Here is a 9,340-nt window from a genome sequence, read left to right on the forward strand (position 1 = left end):
CAGGTTAGAGAAATATTCGTTTGTACAATTTCGAGGAACGAACATTCCTTGCATCGCTTCTGACTCCAAACGTGACTGGCGTGCAGGTCGTCCGACCAGACAGTAAGGCGCGCTTCAGCTCCCATCATCGGTCGATTTCCCAGAGGGATCGATCTTACGGCGGCACGGAGTGGTGCATGACGCGGGTATTAATCACTGGAGGCGCGGGATTCATCGGCTCGCATGCAACCGACATGCTGCTCGCTGCCGGTTATGAGGTCCGGCTGCTCGACAATCTTTCGCCGCAGGTCCACGGCGGCAATCGCCAGCGCCCGTCCTATCTCGCCGATGAGGCCGAGCTCGTCGTTGGCGACGTCACCGACAGCGTTGCGGTCGAACATGCCTTGCGCGGGGCCGACATGGTCCTGCATCTCGCTTCCGCCGTCGGCGTCGGCCAGAGCATGTACGACATCGAGCCTTTTGTGCGGACCAACGAGCTCGGCACAGCGGTGCTGCTCCAGGCGGTGTCGAGGCGCCCGGTCGAACGGCTGGTGGTCGCCTCCTCCATGAGCATCTACGGCGAAGGCCTCTATCGCAGGCCCGATCAAAGCGTCGTCGCCTGCGACGAACGGCCGATCGAGCAGCTGCGCAGAGGGGAATGGGAGTTGCGCGACAGCGCGGGTCACCCACTCGTCCCCGTGGCGACGCCGGAGAACAAGCTGCCGTCACTGAGCTCGGTCTACGCATTGAACAAGTTTGCGCAGGAGCGCATGTGCCTGATTACAGGCAAGGCTTACGGCATCCCGACCCTGGCGCTGCGCTTCTTCAACGTGTTCGGTCCCCGCCAGGCTCTGTCAAATCCCTATACCGGCGTACTCGCGATTTTCGCCGCGCGGCTCCTCAACGGTCGGCCGCCGCTTGTTTTCGAGGACGGCGAGCAACGACGCGACTTTGTTCACGTGCACGACGTCGCCCGCGCCTGTCGCATCGCCCTGGAAGTGGAGCAGACGCAGGACGTCTTCAACGTGGGCTCGGGCCAAAGCCGGACCATTCTGTCCGTCGCCGAGGACCTCGCCGAGGTCATGGGCCGGAGCGACATCGCGCCCGAGATCACGCGGAAATACCGCGCCGGCGACATCAGGCACTGCTTCGCAGATATCGGCAAATCGCGCGACCTTCTCGGCTTCGAGCCGCATGTGGCTTTCAGGGACGGCCTGGAGGAGCTCGCGGAATATCTCGCAGACCAGATCGCCGACGACCAGGCCGAGCGGGCGACCCAGGAGCTGCTGCAACGAGGATTGGTTGCGTGATGAATGAGCGAGACAACAGGCCGGTTCTGATCACAGGCGGCTGCGGCTTCATCGGTTGCAATCTTGCCGACCGGCTGGCGGAGCGCGGCGAGCGCGTACTGGTGCTGGACAATCTGGCCCGCGCCGGCGTGCGCGAGAACGCGCAATGGCTGAAATCCAGGCATCGCGACCTCATCACCATCGCGGTGGCCGACATTCGTGAGCCGATCCCGGTGATCGATGCCGTACGTGAGGCCCGCGCGGTGCTGCATTTGGCGGCTCAGGTCGCCGTCACCGGCAGCGTGAGCGATCCCGCCGCCGATTTCGAGATCAACGCGCGCGGGACCCTGAACGTGCTTGAAGCGGTTCGGCTGCACAACAGCACCGCTCCGGTCGTGTTCGCCTCCACCAACAAGGTCTATGGCCGCCTGATCGAGGACAGCGAGATCGCACTCACCGGCCGCCGTTATACGCCCACCAGCGACTTGCTGGCCGAAGGCATCTCCGAGAACGCTGCGCTCGATTTCTACAGCCCCTATGGCTGTTCCAAAGGGACGGCGGATCAGTACGTCCACGATTATGCGCGGGTTTACGGGCTACAGACCGTGGTGCTGCGCATGAGCTGCATCTATGGGCCGCGCCAGTTCGGCACCGAGGACCAGGGCTGGATCGCACATTTCCTGCTGAGCGCGATCCGCGGCAAACCACTGACGATCTACGGCGACGGTTATCAGGTCCGCGACGCGCTGCATGTGTCGGATGCAGCTTCTGCCTGGCTCGCGGTACTCGACCGGATCTCGCTGGCGCGTGGACGCGTGTTCAATCTCGGCGGCGGACCAGCCAATGCGATCAGCCTCCGGGAATTGATCGACCACATTGCCGAACTGACGGGCCATCAGGTCACATACCGCTTTGCCGATTGGCGTCCGGGCGATCAGCCTTGGTACGTCACCGACACCCGGGCGCTGTCTACCGCCCTCGGATGGGCACCGCAGGTCTCGGTCGCCGACGGCCTTCGCTCGCTTCACGCCTGGCTGGACAGCCGCTTCGGAACAACTCGGGGCAACCGCGAGGCTCTCGCATGACACGCGTCGCCCTGATCAATCCGAAATGGGATTTTGGCGGCAGCATCTATTTCGGCTGCCGGTCCCCCCACCTTCCGCTCGAGCTCGGCATCGCCGAGCATTATTTGAAAGCGGCCGGGCACCGGACGCTGCTGCTCGATGCGCACATGTTCGATCTGACATTGCGGGACGTCGAGGCTGAGCTGCGCGCCTTCAAGCCTGACCTGATTGTCATCACGACGGCACCGACCTACCTGTTCTGGCGCTGCGCACCGCCGGAGCTGCGGGTTCCGCAGGAGCTTGCACTGGCGGTACGGGATCTTGCACCGGTCTTGGTCGCCGTCGGCCCGCACGGCTCGACCACGCCGCGAGCGGCCCTGAGGAAGCTCGCGGTCGATATCATCGTCATGGGTGAATGCGAAGCATCTTTGCTGCGGCTGGCCAACGGGGAGCGGGACTTCCCCGGCCTGTGCTTGGCGGACGGCGCCTCGGTCCGGGTCAATGGCGGCCCGCAGGCGGTCGACTTCAAGGATCAGCCAGCGCTCGACTGGCCGGACGAGATGATCCGGCGGCATCGTCACCACCATCATCGCTTCGAGGCCGAACCGATGGGCCCCGGCGCGGAGGTCGAGGCGTCGCGCGGATGCCCCTATAATTGCACGTTCTGCGCCAAGGAGAATTTCCGCAACGCCTACCGCAAACGGCCGCCCTCGATCATTCTCGACGAAATTGATCGACTGCGCGGCCAAGGCGTCGAATATGTCTACTTCATCGACGAAATCTTCCTTCCGAATCCAGAACTTCTGAAAGGGCTGAGTACGCGCGGCCTCAAATTCGGTGTCCAGACCCGCATTGATCTCTGGAAGCCGGACATGCTCGCTTTGCTGGGTCGCGCTGGCTGCGTCTCGATCGAGGCTGGCATCGAAAGTCTCACCGTCGAGGGCCGCGCGGCACTCGCCAAGAACTGCAAGATGACCACCGACCAGCTCGCTGACCGCCTGGTCGAAGCCCGACGCTACGTCCCCTTCGTGCAGGCCAATCTGATCGAGGTCCCCGAGGACGACGATCCCGTAGTGCAGCGCTGGCGCCGCAAGATGCAGGATGCCGGCATCTGGGCGAACGACCCGGTCCCGCTCTATCCCTACCCCGGCTCGCCGGACTACCGAAAGCTGTGGGGCGAGGCTGACGATTTCGCCTGGGAGCGCGCGCATCGGCACTATCTCGGGATGTTCGACCAGTTCAGTGACGTGCAGAACGATCGGCCGGTCCCGCTCGACGCCCTCGAACATCCGGTTGCGCCATGAGCCGCGGTTCGGACATCGGAATCCTGATGACGACCGACACTGTCGGTGGCGTGTGGACCTATTCCTGCGCTCTCGCCTCGAGCCTTGCCGCCGCGGGCGCCCACGTGACGCTGGCGACGATGGGTCCATCCGCGCGCGCCGACCAGCGCGAGATGCTGCACGGCTCGGAGGTCCGCCTCATCGAAACCGACCTCGCTTTGGAATGGCAGGACCCGGAAGGGCGTGACCTCCTCAATGCCAGGCGTGTCCTTCTAGGGCTCGAAGCACGGTTCAGGCCGGACATCGTCCACCTCAACAGTTTCCGCGAGGCAACCCTGTCGTGGCGTGCGCCAACCGTTCTCGTGGCGCACTCCTGCGTCAACTCATGGGCGCTGGCCTGTCGGGATACGGCCTGGCTCGGCGAGCCCCGTTGGGCGCGTTATACGGAACGGGTGGCGGCGGCGCTCAACAGCACGCAGGCTTGGGTCTGCCCGAGCCGGTCGTTCCACGATGAGATCGTGGAGATCTATCGGCCACGGTCTCCCGGCACCGTGATCTGGAACGGGATTGTTGCTGGAGACCTCTCAACTCGAAAGCAGGAGCTGATCTTCGGGGCCGGCCGGCTGTGGGATCACGCCAAGAACATCGGAGTGTTGGCTGCGGCTGCACCGGATCTGGATTGGCCGGTTCAGGTCGCAGGACCCGCTGAAGCAGATCCGTCCGTGGGCGTCACTTGGCTTGGGCAATTGCCGCACAGCGCCTTGCGCGGACATCTCCAGTGCGCGGCGATCTTTGCAAGCCCAGCACTTTATGAGCCGTTCGGCCTCTCCGTTTTGGAGGCAGCCGCCGCCGGCTGCGCCCTCGTGCTGTCGGACATCCCGACGTTCCGGGAATTGTGGGGCGGAGCCGCGCTGTTTTTCGATCCCTGCGATAGTCAGGCGTTGCACCGAGCTCTCGCAGAACTTTGTGCGGACGATCTCGGAAGAGAACGGCTGCAACGCGCCGCCTACGAGCGTTCCCTGACCTATTCGCTGTCGCGCACGACCGGCGCTTATCTGAAGCTCTACAAAGGGCTGCTCGCTGCCAACCGCACGACACCTCAAGCCGGCCAGATCGAGGTGCGGGCATGAAATGCGTCCTGTTCTACCACGCATTCACCTCCTGCTGGAACAATGGCAACGCTCATTTCCTGCGCGGCTACGCCCGCGAGCTGCATGCGCTTGGTCACGAGGTCGTCGTTTTCGAGCCGATCGACGGCTGGAGTCGGTTGAATGCCATCCGCGAGAGCGGCAGCGAGGTCCTGCAAGACATCGGACAGCTCTTCCCAGGTATTTCCATTCGTCGCTATGATGCCTCGCTCGATTTCGACGAAGCGCTCGATGGCGCCGATCTCGTCGTCGTGCATGAATGGAACTCGCCCGATGTGATCGAGCAGATCGGGCACAGGCGCGCGCACGGCGCTCCCTTCACATTGTTGTTCCACGATACCCATCATCGTGCGATTACGGCGCCGGACGAACTTGCACAGTTTGACCTCGACGCATTCGACGGCGTGCTCGCCTTCGGCGAGGTGCTTCGCCAGATCTACGTGAAGCTCGGCTGGGCCGACCGGGCCTATACCTGGCACGAAGCCGCCGACGTCGCCTTGTACCACCCGCTGCCGAATGTCGAACCTACCGACGATCTGGTCTGGATCGGCAATTGGGGCGACGGCGAACGCAGCACTGAGCTCAACGAATTCCTGGTCGAGCCTGTTGCCGAACTGAATTTGCGCGCGAGCGTCTATGGCGTGCGTTACTCGGATGCCGCCCTCCAGACCATCCGGGCCACAGGTATCCGCCACGGCGGCTGGCTGCCTGCGCATTGGGCTCCGGTGGCATTCGCCGGCGCGCGCGCGACCATTCACGTCCCGCGCGGGCCCTATGTACGGTCGCTTCCGGGCATCCCTACCATCCGTGTGTTCGAGGCCCTCGCCTGCGGCATTCCTCTGCTCTCGGCGCCCTGGTCCGATGCGGAAAGCCTGTTTCCGGACGGCGCTTATCTCCAGGTGGCCAACGGCGCGGAGATGAAGCGCGCGCTCCGCGCCGTTCTCGACGATCGGGAGCTGTCTTCGGCGATGGTGGAGACCGGCCTTCGGACAATTCAGGAGCGCCATACCTGCTGTCATCGCGCACAACAGCTTGTGGGCATCGTGGAGGCCATTCGTGCCTCCGATAGCTCGTCACAGCCGCTGCATTACATCGGAGCCTCCGCATGAAGATCTGCTTCTTCGGATCCAGCCTTGTCTCGTCCTACTGGAACGGCGCCGCCACCTATTATCGCGGCATGCTCAAGCAGATTGCGGCGCTCGGACACGACGTCACCTTCTTCGAGCCTGACGCCTTCGAGCGGCAGGCCCACCGCGACATCGACGACCCCGACTGGGCCAGGGTCGTCGTCTACCCCGCGACCGCCGACGGCTGGCGCGGCTCGCTCGATGCGGCCGCGCGATCGGCCGACATGCTGATCAAGGCCAGTGGCGTCGGCGTCTTCGATCAGGAGCTGGAGACCGCCGTTGCTGCCTTACCCTCCCGAACCATGCGCATTTACTGGGATGTCGATGCTCCCGCCACGCTCGAAGCGATGACAAACGATCCGGAGCATCATCTGCGCCGTGCAATTCCATCCTACGATATGGTCTTGACCTACGGGGGCGGCGATGGCGTCGTATCGGCCTACCGCGCTATTGGTGCGCGAGACTGCGTTCCGATCTACAACGCCCTCGACCCCGAAACGCATTTTCCATCGCCGCCCAAGCCGGACTTCACCTGCGATCTCAGCCTGCTGGCAAATCGCCTGCCTGATCGCGAGCAGCGCGTCGAGCACTTCTTCCTCGACATCGCGCGCCAGTTGCCGGACAAGACGTTCGTTCTCGGCGGCTCCGGCTGGGAGACCAAGGATACGTCCCGCAACCTCCGAAAGGTCGGGCATGTCGGCACCGGCGAGCACAACGCATTCTTCGGCTCCGGTCTTGCCACGCTCAATGTCAATCGCGACAGCATGGCGCGCTACGGATTCTCGCCGCCGACGCGGATATTCGAGGCGATCGGCGCAGGCGCCTGCTTGATCACCGATCAATGGGTCGGCATCGACCATTTCCTCGAGCCGGATCGCGAAGTGCTGGTAGCCGCGAATGGAGCCGAGATTGCCGGCCATCTCGGCGCCCTCAGCCCTGATCGGGCCGCCGCGATCGCCAGCCGTGCCCGCGCGCACATTCTCAGCCAACACACCTACCGGCACCGCGCCCGCCAATTCAACGATCTCTTCGTCGGAAGCAGCTCGCACATCGAGGCAGCAGAATGAACCTTAGCATCGTCGTCGTCGGTCTTTCGGTCACGTCATCATGGGGCAATGGTCACGCCACGACCTATCGCGCCCTGATCGAGGCCCTCGCGCGACGAGGCCACCATGTCACCTTCCTGGAGCGCGACGTCGCCTGGTATCGCGAGCATCGCGACCTCACCAAGCCGTCGTCGTGGACTGTCGAGCTCTATCAGTCGCTGAAGGATATCCCTCGCCGCTTCGGAAAGCTGATCCGGGACGCCGACCTCGTCATCATCGGCTCCTATGTGCCCGACGGTATCGCCATCTCCGAATGGATCATGAGCCAGGCGCGAGGGATCACCGCCTTCTATGACATCGACACGCCGGTGACGCTGGCGAGACTCGACAGGGGCCTCGACTATCTCTCCGCTGCGATGATCCCGCGTTTTGACCTCTATCTATCATTCGCCGGTGGCCCGGTGCCCGACATGATCGAGGCGCGTTACGGCAGCCCGATGGCACGGGTTCTCTATTGCAGCGCCGACGCGGACGCCTACGTGCCGCAACAGGCCCAGACGAAATGGGCGCTTGGCTATCTCGGGACTTATAGCGAGGACCGGCAGCCCGTCCTTGAACAATTGCTGTTGTCCCCGGCGCGGATGCTGCCGTCCGAACAATTCGCCGTCGCGGGCGCGCAATATCCTGAACATATCGCCTGGCCCGACAATGTCATGCGGATCGAGCACCTCGCGCCAAAGCAGCACCCGATGTTTTACGCGGAGCAGCGGTTCGCCCTGAATGCGACCCGCGCCGACATGCGCGCGTTGGGCTTCTCGCCGAGCGTTCGGCTGTTCGAAGCTGCCGCCTGCGGCACGCCCGTGATTTCCGACCGATGGCCGGGGATCGAGACCATCTTCGAGCCGTCGCGGGAAATCTTGCTGGCCTCAACGGCGCGCGACGTCATCGAGATCCTGCGCGACATGCCCGAGGAACGTCGACGCACCATCGCCGAGAGCGCGCGCCGCCGCGTTCTGACCGATCACACCTCCGACCATCGGGCCCGCCAGTTGGAGCTCTACTGCGCCGAAGCAACCGCGCGCCGCCGCCGCAAATCGGCGCGGCTACCGGCTGGCCGACCGGTTCAAGTCGCCGAACTCTGAGGGAGCTTGCCATGACACTCCAGACCCGCATTCCCACGCTCCGTCGCTCGCCGACAGTGCTCATCGCCGGCGGCGCCGGCTTCATCGGCTCTCATCTCTGCGATTCGCTTCTGCAACGCGGCAACAGGGTGATCTGCCTCGACAACCTGTTCACGGGCACAATCGACAATATCAGGCCGCTGCTGAACCATCCGAACTTTCGCTTCATCGAGCATGATGTGCGCGAGGAGATCGAGATCGACGACGAGATCGACCGGATCTACAGTCTCGCCTGCCCCGCCTCACCCCGGCATTACCAGAAGGATCCGGTCGGCACGATGAAGACATGCGTGCTCGGCACCATCAATTTGCTCGAGCTCGCCCGCCGCAAGGGCGCCCGGGTCCTGCAGGCCTCGACGAGCGAAGTCTACGGCGATCCGGAGGTGCATCCACAGCCGGAATCCTATCTCGGCAACGTCAACCCGATCGGGCCGCGGGCCTGCTACGACGAGGGCAAACGCGCCGCCGAGACGCTGATGTTCGACTACCACCGCACGCACGGAACCGAGATCAAGGTCGCGCGCATCTTCAACACCTATGGCCCGCGCATGCTGGAGAACGATGGCCGTGTCGTCTCCAATTTCATCGTGCAGGCGCTGCGCGGCGAGCCGATCACGATCTATGGCGGCGGCACGCAGACAAGGAGCTTCTGCTTCGTCGACGATCTGGTGCGGGGCCTTCAGCTGCTGATGGAAAGCCCGGCCTCGGTGACCGGCCCCTGCAACCTCGGCAATCCGCACGAGGTCACGATCGAGGCCATAGCCCGGGAGGTCCTGACGTACACAGAATCGGCCTCCCCACTCCGCTTCGTGGCACTGCCGAAGGACGATCCGAAGCGTCGCAAGCCGGTCATCGACACCGCCGCGCGACTTCTGGGATGGCGTCCGCGCGTCGCGCTGAAGGACGGTCTTCAGGCGACGATCGCCTATTTCGCGTTGCGCATCGCGGATGAGTCACCGACGCTGGTGCCGGCTCTTGCACGGCGAAGGAGAGGTCCGACGCGCGACCTCCTTAAGATCGCGGATTAAGATCAACGCGCTTCTCGTTGGATCGGATCGCGTTGATAAGCGACATCCGCTCAGCCCATCAAAGTCTAGTATCCACGCGAAACAGCCGAGCTGGGGGTGTCGGGCGACGTGGAAAATTGACCCCCTGACGACACGAGGAATTGACCCCCTCGCGACACGGTCAGAACGGGGGTTTTATGCAGCGACTCAGTTCAG

The 9,340-nt window shown here is 63.8% G+C and carries 8 protein-coding genes; all 8 read left to right on the forward strand.

Annotated features, from left to right (window positions below):
- Window positions 1-176 precede the first annotated feature (176 nt).
- From IVB12_RS22925 to IVB12_RS22960, 8 genes are read left to right on the forward strand one after another with little or no spacing between them, the layout of a single operon-like run.
- A complete protein-coding gene (locus IVB12_RS22925; RefSeq protein ID WP_247302279.1) occupies window positions 177-1,289 on the forward strand; it encodes an NAD-dependent epimerase/dehydratase family protein in 1,113 nt (370 codons plus the stop codon).
- Window positions 1,289-2,353 carry an NAD-dependent epimerase/dehydratase family protein gene (locus tag IVB12_RS22930; RefSeq protein ID WP_247302281.1) on the forward strand — a complete coding sequence of 355 codons (1,065 nt, stop codon included), beginning with the start codon at window positions 1,289-1,291 and terminating at the stop codon, window positions 2,351-2,353. The genes IVB12_RS22925 and IVB12_RS22930 overlap by 1 nt, the downstream gene beginning before the upstream one ends.
- Complete coding sequence (locus IVB12_RS22935) at window positions 2,350-3,636, forward strand: TIGR04295 family B12-binding domain-containing radical SAM protein (RefSeq protein ID WP_247302283.1); 1,287 nt, start codon at window positions 2,350-2,352, stop codon at window positions 3,634-3,636. The genes IVB12_RS22930 and IVB12_RS22935 overlap by 4 nt, the downstream gene beginning before the upstream one ends.
- A gap of 26 nt (window positions 3,637-3,662) precedes the next feature.
- On the forward strand, window positions 3,663-4,745 hold the full coding sequence (locus IVB12_RS22940) for a glycosyltransferase family 4 protein (protein WP_247302285.1): 1,083 nt from the start codon (window positions 3,663-3,665) through the stop codon (window positions 4,743-4,745).
- A complete protein-coding gene (locus tag IVB12_RS22945) occupies window positions 4,742-5,872 on the forward strand; it encodes a glycosyltransferase (protein ID WP_247302287.1) in 1,131 nt (376 codons plus the stop codon). Before IVB12_RS22940 ends, IVB12_RS22945 begins: the two co-directional genes overlap by 4 nt.
- Window positions 5,869-6,957, forward strand: coding sequence for a glycosyltransferase (locus IVB12_RS22950; RefSeq protein WP_247302289.1), 1,089 nt, complete (start codon window positions 5,869-5,871; stop codon window positions 6,955-6,957). Before IVB12_RS22945 ends, IVB12_RS22950 begins: the two co-directional genes overlap by 4 nt.
- Window positions 6,954-8,078 carry a glycosyltransferase gene (locus IVB12_RS22955; RefSeq protein WP_247302290.1) on the forward strand — a complete coding sequence of 375 codons (1,125 nt, stop codon included), beginning with the start codon at window positions 6,954-6,956 and terminating at the stop codon, window positions 8,076-8,078. Before IVB12_RS22950 ends, IVB12_RS22955 begins: the two co-directional genes overlap by 4 nt.
- An 11-nt stretch (window positions 8,079-8,089) precedes the next feature.
- Window positions 8,090-9,145, forward strand: a complete 1,056-nt coding sequence (locus tag IVB12_RS22960) for a UDP-glucuronic acid decarboxylase family protein (protein ID WP_247302292.1) — start codon at window positions 8,090-8,092, stop codon at window positions 9,143-9,145.
- Window positions 9,146-9,340 lie beyond the last annotated feature (195 nt).

Source organism: Bradyrhizobium sp. 179 (assembly GCF_023073535.1).
GTDB lineage: Bacteria > Pseudomonadota > Alphaproteobacteria > Rhizobiales > Xanthobacteraceae > Bradyrhizobium.

What these genes read in the sequence shown, in the direction of transcription:
- IVB12_RS22935 (WP_247302283.1), top strand. Translation starts at nt 2,350, where the DNA reads ATGACACGCGTCGCCCTGATCAATCCGAAATGGGATTTTGGCGGCAGC.
- IVB12_RS22930 (WP_247302281.1), top strand. Translation starts at nt 1,289, where the DNA reads ATGAATGAGCGAGACAACAGGCCGGTTCTGATCACAGGCGGCTGCGGC.
- IVB12_RS22945 (WP_247302287.1), top strand. Translation starts at nt 4,742, where the DNA reads ATGAAATGCGTCCTGTTCTACCACGCATTCACCTCCTGCTGGAACAAT.
- IVB12_RS22940 (WP_247302285.1), top strand. Translation starts at nt 3,663, where the DNA reads ATGACGACCGACACTGTCGGTGGCGTGTGGACCTATTCCTGCGCTCTC.
- IVB12_RS22955 (WP_247302290.1), top strand. Translation starts at nt 6,954, where the DNA reads ATGAACCTTAGCATCGTCGTCGTCGGTCTTTCGGTCACGTCATCATGG.
- IVB12_RS22950 (WP_247302289.1), top strand. Translation starts at nt 5,869, where the DNA reads ATGAAGATCTGCTTCTTCGGATCCAGCCTTGTCTCGTCCTACTGGAAC.
- IVB12_RS22960 (WP_247302292.1), top strand. Translation starts at nt 8,090, where the DNA reads ATGACACTCCAGACCCGCATTCCCACGCTCCGTCGCTCGCCGACAGTG.
- IVB12_RS22925 (WP_247302279.1), top strand. Translation starts at nt 177, where the DNA reads ATGACGCGGGTATTAATCACTGGAGGCGCGGGATTCATCGGCTCGCAT.